17 protein-coding genes and 1 pseudogene are annotated in these 15,637 nt (G+C 67.2%); 6 read left to right on the plus strand and 12 right to left on the minus strand.

Features of this window, described 5'->3' with window-relative positions; all coding sequences use genetic code 11:
* Window positions 1–21: 21 nt before the first annotated feature.
* From K3F48_RS15365 to rpsR, 3 genes are all read left to right on the plus strand, one after another.
* The gene (locus tag K3F48_RS15365; RefSeq protein ID WP_222576311.1) at window positions 22–747 is read left to right on the plus strand and encodes a DUF1614 domain-containing protein; all 726 of its coding nucleotides are present in this window, start codon (window positions 22–24) and stop codon (window positions 745–747) included.
* 214 nt (window positions 748–961) lie between these two features.
* A complete protein-coding gene (rpsF, locus tag K3F48_RS15370) occupies window positions 962–1,396 on the plus strand; it encodes a 30S ribosomal protein S6 (protein WP_222576312.1) in 435 nt (144 codons plus the stop codon).
* Entirely contained in the window at window positions 1,396–1,632 is a 237-nt protein-coding gene (gene rpsR, locus K3F48_RS15375; RefSeq protein WP_003608469.1) for a 30S ribosomal protein S18, read from the plus strand. The genes rpsF and rpsR overlap by 1 nt, the downstream gene beginning before the upstream one ends.
* Before the next feature lie 267 nt (window positions 1,633–1,899).
* Here the strand turns inward: rpsR and fmt are convergent, their stop codons facing one another.
* Together fmt and def are read right to left on the minus strand one after the other, a co-directional pair.
* A complete protein-coding gene (gene fmt, locus K3F48_RS15380) occupies window positions 1,900–2,826 on the minus strand; it encodes a methionyl-tRNA formyltransferase (protein ID WP_222576313.1) in 927 nt (308 codons plus the stop codon).
* A 7-nt stretch (window positions 2,827–2,833) separates the two neighbouring features.
* A complete protein-coding gene (gene def / locus K3F48_RS15385) occupies window positions 2,834–3,376 on the minus strand; it encodes a peptide deformylase (RefSeq protein ID WP_222576314.1) in 543 nt (180 codons plus the stop codon).
* A gap of 238 nt (window positions 3,377–3,614) precedes the next feature.
* On the opposite strand from def, the gene K3F48_RS15390 reads away from it, so the two are divergent.
* Together K3F48_RS15390 and rlmB are read left to right on the plus strand one after the other, a co-directional pair.
* On the plus strand, window positions 3,615–4,481 hold the full coding sequence (locus K3F48_RS15390; RefSeq protein WP_222576315.1) for a 4-(cytidine 5'-diphospho)-2-C-methyl-D-erythritol kinase: 867 nt from the start codon (window positions 3,615–3,617) through the stop codon (window positions 4,479–4,481).
* Window positions 4,478–5,275: a 23S rRNA (guanosine(2251)-2'-O)-methyltransferase RlmB gene (gene rlmB, locus K3F48_RS15395; protein WP_222576316.1), complete on the plus strand. Its 798-nt coding sequence runs from the start codon at window positions 4,478–4,480 to the stop codon at window positions 5,273–5,275. The genes K3F48_RS15390 and rlmB overlap by 4 nt, the downstream gene beginning before the upstream one ends.
* Before the next feature lie 191 nt (window positions 5,276–5,466).
* Here rlmB and K3F48_RS15400 read toward each other — a convergent pair whose 3' ends face one another.
* Genes K3F48_RS15400 through K3F48_RS15430 form a run of 7 tightly spaced genes read right to left on the minus strand, consistent with a single transcriptional unit; the run spans window position 5,467 to window position 11,896 of the window.
* A complete protein-coding gene (locus tag K3F48_RS15400) occupies window positions 5,467–5,967 on the minus strand; it encodes a hydrogenase maturation protease (RefSeq protein ID WP_222576317.1) in 501 nt (166 codons plus the stop codon).
* Window positions 5,964–7,250, minus strand: coding sequence for a hypothetical protein (locus K3F48_RS15405; protein ID WP_222576318.1), 1,287 nt, complete (start codon window positions 7,248–7,250; stop codon window positions 5,964–5,966). The genes K3F48_RS15400 and K3F48_RS15405 overlap by 4 nt, the downstream gene beginning before the upstream one ends.
* Entirely contained in the window at window positions 7,247–7,897 is a 651-nt protein-coding gene (locus K3F48_RS15410) for a DUF6084 family protein (protein WP_222576319.1), read from the minus strand. The genes K3F48_RS15405 and K3F48_RS15410 overlap by 4 nt, the downstream gene beginning before the upstream one ends.
* Window positions 7,890–8,498, minus strand: a complete 609-nt coding sequence (locus K3F48_RS15415) for a DUF5947 family protein (RefSeq protein WP_222576320.1) — start codon at window positions 8,496–8,498, stop codon at window positions 7,890–7,892. The genes K3F48_RS15410 and K3F48_RS15415 overlap by 8 nt, the downstream gene beginning before the upstream one ends.
* 3 nt (window positions 8,499–8,501) lie before the next feature.
* A complete protein-coding gene (locus K3F48_RS15420) occupies window positions 8,502–8,993 on the minus strand; it encodes a nitrogen fixation protein NifU (RefSeq protein WP_222576321.1) in 492 nt (163 codons plus the stop codon).
* Window positions 8,990–10,795, minus strand: coding sequence for a nickel-dependent hydrogenase large subunit (locus tag K3F48_RS15425; RefSeq protein WP_222576322.1), 1,806 nt, complete (start codon window positions 10,793–10,795; stop codon window positions 8,990–8,992). The genes K3F48_RS15420 and K3F48_RS15425 overlap by 4 nt, the downstream gene beginning before the upstream one ends.
* A gap of 9 nt (window positions 10,796–10,804) precedes the next feature.
* A complete protein-coding gene (locus tag K3F48_RS15430) occupies window positions 10,805–11,896 on the minus strand; it encodes a hydrogenase expression protein HypE (RefSeq protein WP_222576323.1) in 1,092 nt (363 codons plus the stop codon).
* Between the two features lie 233 nt (window positions 11,897–12,129).
* On the opposite strand from K3F48_RS15430, the gene K3F48_RS15435 reads away from it, so the two are divergent.
* On the plus strand, window positions 12,130–12,435 hold the full coding sequence (locus K3F48_RS15435) for a hypothetical protein (protein WP_222576324.1): 306 nt from the start codon (window positions 12,130–12,132) through the stop codon (window positions 12,433–12,435).
* A 53-nt stretch (window positions 12,436–12,488) separates the two neighbouring features.
* Here the strand turns inward: K3F48_RS15435 and K3F48_RS15440 are convergent, their stop codons facing one another.
* The 3 genes and pseudogenes from K3F48_RS15440 to K3F48_RS15450 all read right to left on the minus strand — a co-directional run bounded on the left by K3F48_RS15440 (window position 12,489) and on the right by K3F48_RS15450 (window position 15,358).
* Window positions 12,489–12,893, minus strand: coding sequence for a hypothetical protein (locus tag K3F48_RS15440; RefSeq protein ID WP_222576325.1), 405 nt, complete (start codon window positions 12,891–12,893; stop codon window positions 12,489–12,491).
* A 179-nt stretch (window positions 12,894–13,072) separates the two neighbouring features.
* The gene (locus K3F48_RS15445; RefSeq protein ID WP_222576326.1) at window positions 13,073–13,300 is read right to left on the minus strand and encodes a YbdD/YjiX family protein; all 228 of its coding nucleotides are present in this window, start codon (window positions 13,298–13,300) and stop codon (window positions 13,073–13,075) included.
* A pseudogene (locus tag K3F48_RS15450) lies at window positions 13,266–15,358 on the minus strand (carbon starvation CstA family protein). The gene K3F48_RS15445 and the pseudogene K3F48_RS15450 overlap by 35 nt, the downstream one beginning before the upstream one ends.
* Between the last annotated feature and the right edge of the window lie 279 nt (window positions 15,359–15,637).

The raw sequence follows: 15,637 nt of genomic DNA on the forward strand, positions 1-15,637 counted from the left end.
CCTTTTCGCCGAGGCCTCGTCATGCACGCGAGCCATTTGCATTATTTCCCGCTCCCGCCGATCGCCTATGCGATCTTTGTCGGCGCGCTGCTGGCCCTCTTCGTGCTCATCCAGCTGGGCCTGCTCCGCTACGCCTATCAGCGCATCGGGCTCGGTCCGGGCGGCGCCATGCTGGCGCTGATCGGCTCGCTCCTCGGCAGCTATGTGAACATTCCCGTGGCGCAGCTGCCGGAGGAGACCGTCCGCACGCGCGAGGTCATCGACTTCTTCGGAACGCGCTATGTACTCCCGGTCGAGCCCGACTGGCCGGGAACGATCATCGCCGTCAATGTCGGCGGCGCGATCATTCCCGCGGCGCTGTCGTTCTATCTGCTCTCGCGCAATCGAATGTGGGGCCTCGGCGTGCTGGCGACGGCGATCGTGGCCGCCGTCGTGCATTATTTGGCGCGCCCGGTCGAGGGCGTCGGCATTGTGGTGCCGATTTTCGCGCCGCCCCTCGTCGCCGCTCTCGTCGCCTTCCTGATGTCGCGCGAGCTCGCCCCCCCGCTCGCCTATGTGAGCGGCAGCCTCGGCACGCTGATCGGCGCCGATCTGCTCAATTTCGGCCAGCTCCAGGGCATCGGCGCGCCCGTGCTGTCCATCGGCGGAGCCGGCGTGTTCGACGGCATTTTTCTCGCCGGGATCATCGCGGTTCTTCTCTCCGCGCTCGGCGGGCGGGCAGGCGGCGCCGCTCCGGCCAGGGTCTGACGGCGCTTGCATCGCGCACGGGCGCCGCTATAAAGCAGCCTTCGCGACGCTTCCGGCCGGGGGCTGAACGGAAGGCTTCGGCATATGCCCGAGGCAGGGCCGGCAAAGCCCGTCTTCCCGTGTCTCCGCCTTCGAACTTCCCGCTCGAGCCTTTCCGCAAGGCTCGAAGGGCTCTGCGCCGGAGCGGCTCGCGAGCAACGGAAAGGCAAGACGAATGGCTCTCTACGAGCACATCTATCTCGCCCGCCAGGATGTTTCGCCCCAGCAGGTGGAAGCTCTGACGGGTCAGTTCAAGACCATCATCGCCTCGCTCGGCGGCAAGGTGTCCAAGACCGAATATTGGGGCGTGAAGTCGCTCGCCTATCGGATCAAGAAGAACCGCAAGGCGCATTTCACTTTGCTCAACATCGACGCGCCGCCGGCCGCCTTGGCCGAGGTGGAGCGCCAGCAGGGCCTCAGCGAGGACGTGCTGCGCTTCCTCACCCTGCGCGTCGACGCGCTGGAGGAGGGCCCGTCGGCCCAGCTGCGCAAGCGCGACGACGATGATCGCGGCGAGCGCCGCGGCGGCCCGCGTCCCGACCGAGGCGGAGAGCGCGGAGAGCGCCGTCCCCGCCGTGACGAGCCGCGCGCCGAAGGGGAGAGCTTCTGATGTCCACGCCCGCCCGTCGGCCTTTTTTCCGCCGCCGCAAGAGCTGCCCCTTCTCGGGCGCCAATGCGCCGAAGATCGACTATAAGGACACGCGCCTGCTATCGCGCTACATTTCCGAGCGCGGCAAGATCGTGCCCTCGCGCATCACCGCCGTCTCCGCCAAGAAGCAGCGTGAGCTGGCCCAGGCCATCAAGCGCGCCCGCTTCCTCGGCCTGCTGCCTTATGTGATCCGCTGACGCGCACGCCGGAGCCGAGCGCGGACGCTCGGCTCCGGCGCGTCGAGCTTCAATGAGACGCGCGTGCCCACCTCCCCCTAGAGGGGGGAGGCCCTGCGCCGAAGGCGCTCGGGAGGGGGGCTCCCCGAGTTTTTGCCGTGAAACCCCACCCCGTCCGGCCATAGGGCGTTCTGAAAGAACGCCCGTCGCAAGCGCCGGGCTATGGCCGGCCGACCCTCCCCCTGAAGGGGAGGGTGATGCGCCCCCCATAGAATCTGAGAAGCCCCGCTATGTGAGCGCTTTGCCGCGCGGCAACGGGCGGCCGCGCAAAAATTCATCTATGGGCATAGGCGCCTTGCCGCCGCGCTGCAGCTCGATGAGCCGCAACGCGCCTTCGCCGCAGGCGACGAGGCCGCGATCGTCGAGCGCTTCGCCCGGCGCGCCTCTCCCCTCTTCCAGCTTCGTGCGCAACACCTTCACGCGCTCGACGCCATGGCCGAGATCGCTCTCGAAGAACGCCCCCGGAAAGGGCGACAGCCCGCGCACGAGATCATGGATCGCGCGCGCCGGCCGGCGCCAGTCGATCCGCCCCTCGCCCTTGTCGATCTTCTGCGCATAAGTGACGCCCTGCTCCGGCTGCGGCGTGAAGACGAGCGCACCGCGCTCGAGGTCGCGCAACGCCTTCGGCATCTGCTCGGCGCCGGCTGCGGCGAGCGCGTCATGCAGCTCCCCGCAGGTGGTGTCCGGGCCGATCGGAACGCGCGCCGTCGCCGCGACGGGGCCGGTGTCGAGCCCGGCCTCCATCTTCATCACCATGACGCCGCTCTCGGCGTCGCCCGCCATCACCGCGCGCTGAATCGGCGCCGCGCCGCGCCAGCGCGGCAGCAGCGAGCCATGGAGATTGAGGCAGCCGAAGCGCGGCGCGTCGAGCGCCGCCTGCGGCAGAATGAGCCCATAGGCCGCCACCACGGCGACATCGGCGCGATGCGAGGCGAAGACGCGCAGCGTCTCCTCGTTCTTGAAGCTGTTCGGCGTGAAGACGGGCAGCGACAGGCGCTCGGCGAGCCGATGAACCGGCGAAGGCTTCAGCGCCATGCCGCGCCCGGCCGGCGCCGGCGCGCGCGTGTAGACGGCGACGACCTCATGCCCGTCGGCGACGATGTGCTCGAGCAGCGGCGCGGCGAAATCGGGCGTGCCCATGAAGACGACGCGCATGCGCGGGTTACGCCTCGACCTTGTCCGCGACCGGCTGCGCGCGCTCGCGCGAGGCGGCCTTGACGAATTTCTTGACCACCCGCTCGCGCTTGAGGCGCGAGAGATGATCGATGAAGAGGCCGCCCTCGAGATGATCGATCTCATGCTGCAGCACGGTGGCGAGCAGCCCGTCGGCCTCGACCTCGCAGCGTTCTCCCGCGCGGTCGAGGAAGCGCACCCGCACCCGCGCCGGCCGCTGGACATCCTCGAAATAATCGGGAACGGAGAGGCACCCCTCCTGATAGACGCTCAGCTCCTCCGACGCCCAGATGATTTCGGGATTGATGAAGACCATCGGGGTCTTCGGCTCGTCTCCGCGCGCGGGGTCGGCGACGACGATGCGCTTGGCGACGGCGATCTGGATCGCCGCGAGGCCGACGCCGGGCGCGTCGTACATGGTCTCCAGCATGTCGTCGAGAAGCTGCTGCAGCTCCGCATCGACGCTCGCCACCGGCTCGGAGACGAGCCGCAGGCGCGGATCGGGCAGTGTGATGATGGGACGGATGGCCATTTGCTCGCCTGGTCGTTGCGGTCTCTTCCGCCGAGATAGGAGCGCGCCGACGCTTCGTCAAATGACCCGCGGCGCTCTCTTGCGAGCATATTCCCATTCCTTCGCCGATGGTAGCGATTGTCGCGCCTGCGCGAAGCGCCTAACATGGCGCGCGAGGGAGACGCTCGAGGATCTGATTGCCCAAGCAATAAAGGAGCGGGATCGCCCGCCCCGCCGAACAAGGATGGACTGCCGCTCTATGCTGGCGACGCGCGCCCCCGCAAAGATCAATCTCACGCTTCATATTCTCGGCCGCCGCGACGACGGCTATCATGAGCTCGAGAGCCTCGTCGCCTTCTCCGGCGGCGGCGACGCGCTGCGTCTCGCGCCGGGGCCGGAGCTGACGCTCATTGTCGACGGCCCGACCGCCGCCGCCGCCGGCGACGGCTCCGATAATCTGGTGCTGCGCGCCGCGCGCCGGCTCGCCGAGCGCGTCCCCGGCCTCACGCTCGGCGCCTTTCGCCTCACCAAATATCTGCCGGTCGCCGCGGGCGTCGGCGGCGGCTCGTCCGACGCCGCCGCGGCGCTGCGCCTCATCGCCGCCGCCAATGGCCTCGCCGACGACGATCCGCGCCTCATGGAGGCGGCGCGCGCGACGGGCTCCGACGTTCCGGTGTGCCTCGACCCGCGAGCGCGCTTCATGCGCGGCGCCGGGGAGGCGGTCGGCGAGACGCTGCGCCTGCCGCCGCTGCCGGCGGTTCTGCTCAATCCAGGCGCCCCGGTGGCGACGGCCTCGGTGTTTCAGCGGCTCGGCCTCGCGCCGGGCGAGCGCACCAGCGCCGGCGCCCATCCGGCCATCGCGTCCGGCCTCGACGCCGAGGCGCTGCTCGCCGCCTTGCGCAGGGGCCGCAACGACATGGAGGACGCCGCCTGCCTCGAGGCGCCGGTGATCGTCCATGCGCTCGCCGTGCTCTCGGCCGCACGCGGCTGCCGGCTCGCGCGCATGTCGGGCTCGGGCGCGACCTGCTTCGCCCTCTTCTCGACGCGCCATGCGGCCGCCGCCGCCGCCGCCGCCATCGCCCGCCAGAACCCCGCCTGGTGGGTGAAGACGGCGGCGCTGCGATGACGCGCGCGCCGCGCAAGGGCGCGAGAACCGAGCGCCGCGCGCCGCCGCGCGAGGCGCCGGCGGAGCCGTTCCGCCGTCCCTCGCCCGATGTCGTCGTGCTCTTCGGCGCCCATGCCGTCCGCGAAGCCTTGCGCGCGCGCCGGCGCAAATTGCTGACGCTCTATGCGACGGCCGGCGCCGCCGAGCGCATCGCGCCGCTCGCCGCCGAGGCGGGCCTCACGCCGCAGATCGTCGAGCCGCGCGCCCTCGCGAGCCGGCTCGGCGACGAGAGCGTGCATCAAGGCCTGATGCTGGAGGCGCGCCCCCTGCCCGAGGCGGAAATCGCCGACATCGAATCGAACAGCGGCCTCGTCCTCGCCCTCGACCAGGTGACCGACCCGCACAATGTCGGCGCCATATTGCGCACCGCCGCCGCCTTCGCGGTCGACGCGCTGGTCGTGACGGAACGGCACAGCCCGGATTTGACCGGAGTGCTCGCCAAGGCCGCATCGGGCGCGCTCGAGCATGTGACGATCGTTTCCGTCGTCAATCTCGCACGCGCGCTGCAGCAGCTGTCGCAGAACGGCTATTTCGTCGTCGGCCTCGACAGCGACGCGCCGGCGCCGCTCGCTGACACAGCCCTGCCGCGGCCCCTCGCCCTCGTGCTCGGCGCGGAGGGCAAGGGCCTGCGCCGCCTGACGCGCGAGCGCTGCGACGCGCTGGCGCGGCTCGACATGCCGGGACCGATCAAGAGCCTCAACGTCTCCAACGCCTGCGCCGTCGCGCTCGCGACGCTGCGTGTGAAGGGGCAGTAGTGGTGGGGAGTAGGGAGTGGGCGGTAGGGAGCAGCTCACTCGATCTCCCCTACTGCCTACTGCCTACTCCCCACTGCTCTGCCCGCCTCACATCAAGTTCATCTTGATGTAGCGCCACAGGTCCCTGAGATTGATCGCGATCAGCAGCAGCACGAGGCCGAGGACGATCAGTCCGAAGATGCTCGCTCCGCTCATTGGAAACTCCTTCGGTTGCTATCGGCCTCGCGCAGCGAGGCGACGAGACGTTCGACGAGCCGCGCCGCCGGCGCCACCGCCGCCGCGACCGGCGCGCTGAGCGCCATCGCGCCGTCATCTCCGCCGAGCGTCAGCGGCTCACAGGCGACGAGCAGCAGCCGCGGGCACGGGCCGCCCATTTGCGCGACGCTGCGCAGCACCGAGGCCGGATCGAGATCATGCGCCGAAACGATCGCCTCGTCCTCGTCATCGCCGATCTGCGGCTCGACCACGGACAAGGTTCCGGGCTCCTCGCCGCGCGGCGCCGCATCGACGAGAATCGCAATGTCGTAGCCATCGGTCAGCGCGAAGGCGAGATCGACGCCGCGAATGCCGAAATCGACGACGTCCGCCTCGCGCGCCAGCACGCCGCCCGCCAGAGCGCGCGCGACCTCGACGCCGAAAGCGTCGTCGCCGCGAAAGATGTTGCCGATGCCGGCGACGAGAATGCGTGTCATCGCCCGCCTCCCTCGAGCGGCTCCAGCTCCTGCGGCGAGAAGAAGAAGCGATGGCCGGGAAAGCCCGCTGCGCCGAGATCGGCGCCGGGATCGTCGACGAGCGTCACCGCGACATGCGCGCGCCCCTCGAAATCGCGCTCGATCGCCTCGATCACCGCAATTCTGCCGCCGAGCGCCATGTCCATGATGTCGCCTCCCGCCTTCGGCGCGATGCGCATGCGAGCGCCGACTGCGAGGCGCGCGACATCGCCGTCCGGCTCGCGAAGCGGCCGAAAGGCGCCATGCAGCGCGTCGAGATCGTTCTGCGTCATGCTCTCGCAGCGCTGCAAGATGTCGCGCGCGCGCGGATCGGCGGCGGCCATCTCGCGCTTCTCTTCCTGCGAGAGCGTGCGCACGCGCAAGGTCAGCAATTCGTCGATCTCGGCGCTGTCGAAGAAGGCGTTGCGGCTTTCGGGCGCGACCTGCGGATAGTCATAGAGGATGATCGGCGAAGCGAGCATCATGTCGCGCGCGCCGGCGTCGCCGACCAGCGTCGGCCATAATCCATCATTGGCGCAAGCGGTCGCCGCGGTGCGATGCCGTTCGGGCGGATCGAGCAGCGACACGAAGGCGCCGCCGCGCGCCCCGAGGATCAAATGCGCGGAGAGAAAGACGCGCGCCCGCGCCGCTTCGCGCTCCGGCGCGCTCGCGGGCGGCGACAGATTTTCGACGGCGACGCTCACGCGAATGAGATCGCCCTCCAGCTTCGTCGCCGACACGACCATCTCGCCCTCCACCGCCTCGCTGCTGCGCGCGATCACGGCGACGATCTCGCCGGCGCGCGAGCGGATGGGCTCGAGCTCGCGCCTCGCTGCGAAGGAGAAGCGCAGGCGTCGCGCCTCGCCGATGAGATCGGCGATCGCCGCCGCGTCGATATCGACGCGGCGCTCGATCGCTTCCTCGAAGGAGACGAATTGCGCGCCGTCGACGACGACCGAATCCGCCGCGCGATACTGCGCGATATCGTCGAGCTCGACGGCGGGGCCCGAGAGCTCGCCGACCTCGCGCCTGCGGTTCTGCAGAAAGCGCAGCGCGAGATCGAGCTCCGCGCCGGCGCCTGCCTCGATCAGAATTTCCGCGCGCATCGACGCGGCCTCGCCGCCGTCGCGCCGCGCCTCTTTGGGATGAAGCTCGCCGAACATCCAGCGCCGGCGATTCTTCATCGCCGACGGGCGATAGGGATAGAGCATGTAGCCTTCATAGAGAACGGCGTCGGCGATCGGCTTCACGCGGTCGATATTCATGGCGCGGCCCCCGTCGTGACCTCGTCGAGGAGGCGCGCGACGGCGTCCTCCTCCCCGAGCAATCCCATGCGCCGCTGATAGCGACGCAGCCGCTCGAGCGTCGCCGCGCCGAGACGAATCCAATCGCCCTCTCCGTAATGTCTCGTCATCAGCCGCTCCAAGGTCGCGACCGGCAGACGGAACGGCGCTTCCTTCGACCAGGGTATCTGCTCGATCTGCAGCGCGCCGCCCTCCTCCGCATAGAAGACCGAGCCGCTGAACAGAAACGACAGCGGCGCCGCGCCCTCGACGAGCGCGTCGAAATATTTGGCGCTGGCTGCGGCGATGTCGCGCGTGCAGGCGACGGGCAGCCGCGCCACCGTCTCCTCGCCGAAGGCGGGAACGGCGACGCTCGCATGAGCGAAGACGAAGCTGCGCATCGATCGCGCCCAATGCTCCGGCGCGCCGAACAATTCGACGAGCCGCTCCTTCTCCGCCGCGCGATAGGCGCGGCGCGTCGGCTCGATGCGGATTTGACAGCTCAGCATCACATTGCGAATGCGCGCGCGCGGCGTCAGATTGGCGATGCGCAGACAGAAGACGAGCAAGGGCGAGACCGAGAACGGCTCCGCCTCGACGGCGCTCACCTCGAAGGAGAGATCAACCATGGACGAATAGTCCTTGCTCCGGCGCTTCGCTCAGCGAAGCGAAAAAGCGCTCGACCTCGTCCCATAGACGGGCGCCGCCCGAGAGTCCCTCCCAGCGTGCGCGCACGAGGCCGATGAGCGCATAGCAGCGATCGATCGACACGCGAAAATACCGCCCGGCGCCGCGACGATCGACGAGCAGCGCTTCGACGTCGGGAGTCATGTCGAACAGAATCGGATTTGCGGCGGCGAGCGCGGACCAGGCGTCCTCGCTCAGCACGGATTCGATCCCGCCCGCGGGGCTCGGATAGATGGCGAGCGGACGACGCTCCTCACCGCTCTCCAGCAGAAAGGCGAGATCGATCGGAATCTGCAGACTGTCCCAGAGATCGTCCGGCAATGTGAAGTCCGCGAGCGCCAGGGTCGCCGGAACGATGACGCGCAGCGGGCCGCCGGCCGATGCGCGAATGCAGGCCTCGCAGGCGCAGAGGATGCGACGGCTGTGCGGCTCCATCACATGCCGATGGGCGGCGTCGAGCGCAGCTCCGCAGAGCTCGCAGCGTTCCGCACGGCCGTCGTCCGCGACGAAGCGACGGATTCTGGACACCCAGCCGATGGTCATGGCTCACTCCGCGAGGCTCGGCGCAGCCGGGGCGCGATCCTCGATGATGATGCTGTCGAGATCGGGGGCGGCCTCGGTGAGCGTCCGCTCGATCTCGCGACGCGCCGTCGCGCGGTCCGCTCCCTCGTCGGGCAGGCGCAAAGACACGCGAGCGACGGCGTGAGACACGTCCAGAAGATCGATCGACGCGCCCCATGTCTCGCGCAAGCCGGCGATAGCGCGCCGCAAGCGCGCCTCGGGCTCCTCGGGATGCAGCCCGTGCAGCAGAAGCGCCGCCGACACATAATCATCGGCCGCGAAGGCGGCGAGCAGACGCCCGCCCTCGGCTCCGCTGGAGGCGATGGTCAGCACGCGCGCGAGCGCGAGCCCATGCAGATCGAGGCAGGAGTCGAGCAGCGTGCGCGCCAGCGTGCGGGCGGGCGTGTCGCGCGTCTCTTCCAGCGCCTCGATCAGCCGCTCCATCCGGCTCAGACATTCGGCGAGCGCGTCGCTCATGATCCCTCCCGCGGCGCGCCGAACATCGGCGAATGAACGCGCTCGAGCGTGCGGCCGGCGCCGAGATACATATGCACGCCGCAAGGCAGGCAGGGATCGAAGCTGCGCACCGTGCGCATGATGTCGATGCCCTTGAACTTGTCGCGGCCGTTCTCCTCGAACAAAGGCGTGTTCTGCACGGCGTCCTCATAGGGACCCGGCGTGCCGAAGTCGTCGCGCGGCGTCGCGTTCCAGGGCGTCGGCGGATAGGGATGATAATTGGCGATCCTGCCGTCGCGGATGACGAGATGATGCGAGAGCACGCCGCGCACCGCCTCGTGGAAGCCGCAGCCGATGGCTTCGTCCGGCACGGTGAAATCCGTCCAGGTGCGCGTGCGCCCCGCCTGCACCTCGGCGAACGCCTTGTCGATGAAATGATAGGCGAGCGCCGCGCAATAGGCCTGAAAGTAAGTGCGCGCCCGGTTGCGCTCGATGGCGTTGCTCCATTTCGGAATTTTCCACTCGAACTCGCGCTCGGGCCGCAGCGCGGTCTTGGGCAGATAAATCTTCACGCTTTCGCCCGTCGATTTGACATAGCCGACGTCGACGAGCCCGGCGAGCGCGGTGGACCATAGCCGCGCCAGCGCGCCGCCGCCGGTGTCGAGCGCGAGATGGTCGCCCGTGCGCTTGTCGTACCAGCGCGGGCACATCACCCAGGAGTAATTGCCGTCGAAGTCGCGTTTCTGCGGCCGCGGGATCGTCGTCTGATTCCAAGGATGGCGCTGGTCCACCGGATTGCCGAGCGGGTCGGCGGCGACGAAGATCTCGCGGCTCTGCCAATCATCGTAGAAGCTCGCGCCGAGCAGGATGCGGATATTGAGATTGATGTCGACGAGATCGGTCGTCACCAGCTTGCCGTCGACGATGACGCCGGGCGTGACGAACATAGCGCGGCCCCAATCGGTCATCGTCTCGTAGCGATAGTCGCATTTGTCCGGATCCTGAAAGGCGCCCCAGCAGCCGAGCAGGATGCGGCGCTGTCCCACGGCTTCGTAGCCGGGCAGAGCCTCGTAGAAGAAATCGAACAGATCATCGTGCAGCGGCACGCATTTCTTCATGAACTCGGCATATTTGACGAGGCGAACCAGATATTCGGTGAAGAGCTGCACCGAGGGCGTCGTGCCGACGCCGCCCGCATAGAGCGTCGACGGATGCACATGGCGCCCTTCCATCAGGCTGAACATTTCGCGCGTGTAGCGCGAGACATATAACGTCTCGCGATAGAACTCGCCGGTGAAGGGATTGAGCGCCGTCATGATGTCGGCGATAGTGCGATAGCCGTGCTCGGCGGCATGCGGCGCCGGCGTCGATTGCGCCTTGGCCCAAACGCTCGGATTGGTCTCCTTGACCATCTGCTCGCAGAAGTCGACGCCGACGAGATTGTCCTGAAATATGTTGTGATCGAACATATATTCGGCCGCCTCGCCGAGATTGATGATCCAATCCGCGAGCGGCGGCGGCTTGATCCCATAGGCCATGTTCTGCGCGTAGACGGAGCAGGTCGCGTGATTGTCGCCGCAGATGCCGCAGATGCGGCTGGTGATGAAATGCGCGTCGCGCGGATCCTTGCCCTTCAGGAACACGCTGTAGCCGCGAAAAATCGACGAGGTGCTGTGGCATTCGGCGACGCTGCGGTTGTCGAAATCGATCTTGGTGAATATGCCGAGGCTGCCGACGATGCGGGTGATCGGATCCCAATTCATCTCGACGAGATTGGGAGAGGACTTTCGCTCATCGTGGATGCGGCGCGCTTTCTCGTCCATCTCGTTCTCCTAGAGCGGGTAGACTTCCTCGGGCTTGTCGGGATGATAGCCGGTGGTGCGCTCGGCCTCGTTGTGCCGCCATTTCGGCTCTCTGCTCAGCGTCGAATTGGTGAGGCGGCGCAGATTGCGGATGAGGAATCCATAAGGCGTGACCAGCGTGGAGGAGATGCGCGCGCCGGGCGGCTCGTCCATGAACGGCATGAGCTTGTCGGGAAAGCCCGGCATGGTGCAGCCGATGCAGATTCCGCCGACGTTCGGGCAGCCGCCTATGCCGGAGATCCAGCCGCGCTTTGGCACATTGCATTGGACGACCGGTCCCCAGCAGCCGATCTTCACCAGGCATTTGCGCGAGCCATATTCATGCGCGAAATCCGCCTGCTCGTAATAAGCGGCGCGATCGCAGCCCTGATGCACCGTCATGCCGAACAGCCATTTCGGCCGCAGCTCCTCGTCCAGCGGAATCATCGGCGCGAGGCCGGCGAGCTGACGCAGCACATAGAGCAGCGTCTCCATGAAATTGTCCGGCTGCACCGGACAGCCGGGGACATTCACGATCGGCAATCCCGCTTTCGACTGCCACTGCCAGCCGAGATAATCGGCGAGGCCCATGCAGCCGGTCGGATTGCCTTTCATCGCGTGCACGCCGCCATAGGTCGCGCAGGTCCCCGCCGCGATCACGCCCAGCGCCTTGGGCGCGAGGCGATCGATCCATTCGGTGGTCCTGATCGGCTGCCCGGTCTCCGCATCCGTGCCCACGGCCGCCCAATAGCCGTCGCCGCTCAGATGCTCATTGGGGATCGAGCCTTCGACGACCAGCAGGAAATTGTCCAGCTCGCCGCGCGCGGCCTGATGAAAGAAGCTCATAAAATCATCGCCGACCTCATAGGCGAGAACGGCGTTGTGCAAATGGACCTTCGGCAGGCCGGGAACGGCGCCGAGCAGAACATCCTCTATGCTGGGCTCGCTCGCAGCCGTGATCGAGACCGTGTCGCCGTCGCAGGAGAGGCCGGCGGTGATCCAGAGGATATGCACCTCTTCGATGTTCGGAACATGCTGGGTAGAGCGTCCATAAGGGACAGTGTCCCGAGCCGCCTCGACCATGCTCGCCTCCGCTCTTCACCTCTAGGACTCAAACGCGGACCTGAGGAACCAAACGCGGCGTTGTGGTTTTAGTTCCTGATCCGACCGCGGCGGGCGAGCGGCGCGGCGGCGCTCTCGGCCGGCCGTCGCTCGCATAAGTGGAATTGCGAAATTTGCGGGCGCCGCGCCCTCGACTAGGCTCGATTTCGCCATCATTCACATGCGCGGTCGACGACTCGAAGGATGTGAGCGAAATGATCGACCTCGGCGACAGGCTGGCGAGGCTCCTGTTCGAAACATTCGGCTCCGCGGCGCGCCCCTGGGACGAGCTGCCGCCAGCGGAGCGGGATCGCTATTTCCGCACGGCGCAGGATGTGTTGCGGGAGGTCGCGGCGAGCGCGCCCTTCGACGCGGAGACGCTCGTCGAGAGAGTGCGGGAGACGCGACCGACGCGGCTCGGCTTCCTCTACATGACCTATGCGCTCAATCGAACGGAAGCGGCCGCTCTGCTCGCCGCGCGCGCCGGTCTGCCGCGCCGCCAGAGAAAGCCGGCGGCATGAGCCCGCAGAGCCCCGCCGCGACGGGCGGGGCTCGCTTCCGGCGGACGCAGCGATTACTTGACCGCGTAGAAGCCGTATTCGCCGATATTCCCGGCGGGGTTCTGGGTGAAGGTTCCGCCGATCAGAAGACGCGCCCCGGGATCGGACAGATTGCCGGTCCACGTCTGGTAGGTGTCATTGGTCGCCGTCGTGATGCGCTGGAAGCTGATGCGGCCGCTGCCCGGGCAATAGAAGCCCTGGATCTTGTCGATCGGCGGGACGCCGATATTCTGAATGACGCCGGTAATGGCTTTGCACACGCCGGCCGCCGCCTGCGTGCGGATCGTGAGCGTCAGATGACTCTGATTGGCATGCACGTCCCAGACGCCGACGACCGACGCCGGCCAGGGCTGTGCAAACGCGGAACCGGCTCCGAGAAGACCAGCGGCGAACGATATGGCGAGGATAGTCTTTTTCATGGAATGCTCCTTTTGCAACACAGAACGGGCTCCGAGCACATGCGCTCGTTCCCCTCTACGATCGCGAATATGAGCCTTGCGCCGGCGCTCGTTTGTGCTGTGGCGCATAGAGCGAGCATGAGCGAAGAAGATCTGCGAGAGCGAGCCTGAAGGCTCGCTACGAACAGCGGAATAGTCTGCTAGCAGCAGCGAAAGGCCCGCCGGCCTCCCTCGCCGAATCGACTCGCCTGCCGCTCACGAAAATAATCGTCGCGCGTCATCACCGGCTCGTCCGGATGATTGGCGCGCCGATGCGCCGCATAGGCCTCGTAATCGCCCTGGCCGATCATCAGCTCCGCGCCACGGCGCAGCTTTTTCGCCAGCGCGGCGAGATCAAGCGCGGACGGCGCGCAGATGCGGCAGCTCATCGGTCGTCTCCCTGGTGCTGATGCTCTTCGCGCGCAAGGCGTCGCGTATCGCGACGAGGCCGAAGCCGAGCATCGACAGCACGAGCGCGATGAAGATGGCGCAGACCGTGATGTTCACATAATCATTGAACATGATGCGGCTCATCTCCGCAGCGGTCTTGGCCGGCGCGAGCAATCTGCCCTCGGCGGCGGCCGCGGAAAAGCGCGCCGCATGGGCGAGGAAGCCGATTTTCGCGTCGGGATGGAAAATCTTTTCCAATCCCGCGGTCAGCGTGCAGATGTAGAGCCAGCTCGCCGGCGCCGCGACGACGATGGCGTAGCGTTGCCGTTTCATGCGGAACAGCACCACCGTGCAGAGCGTCAGCGCGATCGCCGCCAGCATCTGATTGGCGATGCCGAACAACGGCCACAGCGTGTTGATGCCGCCGAGGGGATCGGCGACGCCGGCATAGAGAAACCAGCCCCAGCCGCCGACGGCGAGCGCGGTGGAGGCGAGATTGGGGATCAAGGCGCGCGTGTGCCGGAAGCGCGGCGCGAAGGTTCCGACGAGATCCTGAATCATGAAGCGCGCGACGCGCGTGCCGGCGTCGACGGTGGTGAGGATGAACAGCGCCTCGAACAGAATGGCGAAATGATACCAGAAGGCCATCATCCCTTGCCCGCCGATGGCGCTCGACAGGATCTTCGCCATGCCGACGGCGAGCGTCGGCGCGCCGCCGGTGCGCGAGAGCACGCTCTTCTCGCCGACATCGGACGCCGCCTGCGTCAGCGCCTCGGGCGTGATCGCAAAGCCCCAGGAGGAGATGGCCTGTGCGGCCGTATCGGCGGTCGAGCCGATACGGCCGGCGCGCTGTTGAGCGCGAAATAGACGCCGGGATCGAGCACGCTGGCCGAAACCAGCGCCATGACGGCGACGAAGGACTCCATCAACATCGCGCCATAGCCGATGAAGCGAATCTGCGTCTCGTCGCCGATCATCTTCGGCGTCGTGCCGGAGGAGACGAGCGCATGGAAGCCGGAGACGGCGCCGCAGGCGATGGTGATGAACAGGAACGGAAACACGCTGCCCGCGAACACCGGCCCCGTGCCGTCGATGAAGCGGCTGACCGCCGGCATCTTCAGCTCCGGCATGACGACGAAAATGCCGATAGCGAGCGAGGCGATGGTGCCGATCTTCAGAAATGTGGAGAGATAATCGCGCGGCGCCAGCAGCAGCCACACCGGCAGCACCGAAGCGACGAAGCCATAGGCGATCAGCATGAAGGCGAGCGCCTCGCCCTTGAACGAGAACAGCGAAGCGAGCGCCGGCGTCTCGGCGACGGTGCGGCCATAGGCGATGCCGGCGATGAGCAGCACGAAGCCGATCGCCGACATTTCAAAAACGCGCCCCGGGCGGATATAGCGGCCGTAAAGTCCCATCAGCACGGCCGTGGGCAGAGTGGCGAAGACCGTGAAGGTTCCCCAAGGGCTGTCGGCGAGCGCCTTGACCACGATGAGCGCCAGCACGGCGAGCAGGATCACCATGATGGCAAGAATGCCGACCATGGCGACGAGGCCCGGCAGCGGGCCCATCTCGGTCTTGATGAGATCGCCGAGCGAGCGGCCGTCGCGGCGCGTCGAGATGAACAGCACGACGAAATCCTGCACCGCGCCGGCGAAGACGACGCCGGTGAGCAGCCACAAAGTGCCGGGCAGATAGCCCATTTGCGCCGCTAGCACCGGCCCGATCAGCGGCCCCGCGCCGGCGATGGCTGCGAAATGATGGCCGAACAGGATGTACTTGTCGGTCGGCACATAATCGAGCCCGTCATTGCGCCGATGCGCCGGCGTCGGGCGATCGGGATCGAGGCCGAGCACGCGATTGGCGATGAACAGGGAATAGAAGCGAAAGGCGATGAGATAGACGCAGATCGCCGCGGTGACCAGCCACATGGCGTTCACCGCTTCGCCGCGTGATGTCGCCAGAGTGAACATGGCGAAGACGCCGATGAGCGTGACGGCGCTCCACAGCGCGATCGAGAGCGGATTGCGGATCGGCGCGGCAAGTGATTCGGACATGGGATCGCCTCGGTCGCGATGAGTTCAACGGCGACAACAAGCCGCCTTTCCGTGAAAATGCAAGAAGGGCGCGTCCTTCTCCCACTCGTGGGAGAAGGTGGCCTCGCCAAGCGAGGTCGGATGAGGGTGCCGCCGCGTCGGCGTCTCTGTAAAATCGGCCGTGCCTTCATCCGACCCGGCTGCGCCGGGCCACCTTGTAACTTGCTTCTCCCGCCCTGCGGGAGAAGGGAGCGCCCTCTCTTGATTCCCCGAGCAGCGACGCATATAGATATCTTTATA

The organism is Methylosinus sp. Sm6 (assembly GCF_019802345.1).
Classification (GTDB): Bacteria; Pseudomonadota; Alphaproteobacteria; order Rhizobiales; family Beijerinckiaceae; genus Methylosinus.

Bases quoted from the DNA above. Each gene is read 5' to 3' on its own strand.
- K3F48_RS15365 (WP_222576311.1), top strand. From the start codon at position 22: ATGCACGCGAGCCATTTGCATTATTTCCCGCTCCCGCCGATCGCCTAT.
- rpsF (WP_222576312.1), top strand. From the start codon at position 962: ATGGCTCTCTACGAGCACATCTATCTCGCCCGCCAGGATGTTTCGCCC.
- rpsR (WP_003608469.1), top strand. From the start codon at position 1,396: ATGTCCACGCCCGCCCGTCGGCCTTTTTTCCGCCGCCGCAAGAGCTGC.
- fmt (WP_222576313.1), bottom strand. From the start codon at position 2,826: ATGCGCGTCGTCTTCATGGGCACGCCCGATTTCGCCGCGCCGCTGCTC.
- def (WP_222576314.1), bottom strand. From the start codon at position 3,376: ATGGCCATCCGTCCCATCATCACACTGCCCGATCCGCGCCTGCGGCTC.
- K3F48_RS15390 (WP_222576315.1), top strand. From the start codon at position 3,615: ATGCTGGCGACGCGCGCCCCCGCAAAGATCAATCTCACGCTTCATATT.
- rlmB (WP_222576316.1), top strand. From the start codon at position 4,478: ATGACGCGCGCGCCGCGCAAGGGCGCGAGAACCGAGCGCCGCGCGCCG.
- K3F48_RS15400 (WP_222576317.1), bottom strand. From the start codon at position 5,967: ATGACACGCATTCTCGTCGCCGGCATCGGCAACATCTTTCGCGGCGAC.
- K3F48_RS15405 (WP_222576318.1), bottom strand. From the start codon at position 7,250: ATGAATATCGACCGCGTGAAGCCGATCGCCGACGCCGTTCTCTATGAA.
- K3F48_RS15410 (WP_222576319.1), bottom strand. From the start codon at position 7,897: ATGGTTGATCTCTCCTTCGAGGTGAGCGCCGTCGAGGCGGAGCCGTTC.
- K3F48_RS15415 (WP_222576320.1), bottom strand. From the start codon at position 8,498: ATGACCATCGGCTGGGTGTCCAGAATCCGTCGCTTCGTCGCGGACGAC.
- K3F48_RS15420 (WP_222576321.1), bottom strand. From the start codon at position 8,993: ATGAGCGACGCGCTCGCCGAATGTCTGAGCCGGATGGAGCGGCTGATC.
- K3F48_RS15425 (WP_222576322.1), bottom strand. From the start codon at position 10,795: ATGGACGAGAAAGCGCGCCGCATCCACGATGAGCGAAAGTCCTCTCCC.
- K3F48_RS15430 (WP_222576323.1), bottom strand. From the start codon at position 11,896: ATGGTCGAGGCGGCTCGGGACACTGTCCCTTATGGACGCTCTACCCAG.
- K3F48_RS15435 (WP_222576324.1), top strand. From the start codon at position 12,130: ATGATCGACCTCGGCGACAGGCTGGCGAGGCTCCTGTTCGAAACATTC.
- K3F48_RS15440 (WP_222576325.1), bottom strand. From the start codon at position 12,893: ATGAAAAAGACTATCCTCGCCATATCGTTCGCCGCTGGTCTTCTCGGA.
- K3F48_RS15445 (WP_222576326.1), bottom strand. From the start codon at position 13,300: ATGAGCTGCCGCATCTGCGCGCCGTCCGCGCTTGATCTCGCCGCGCTG.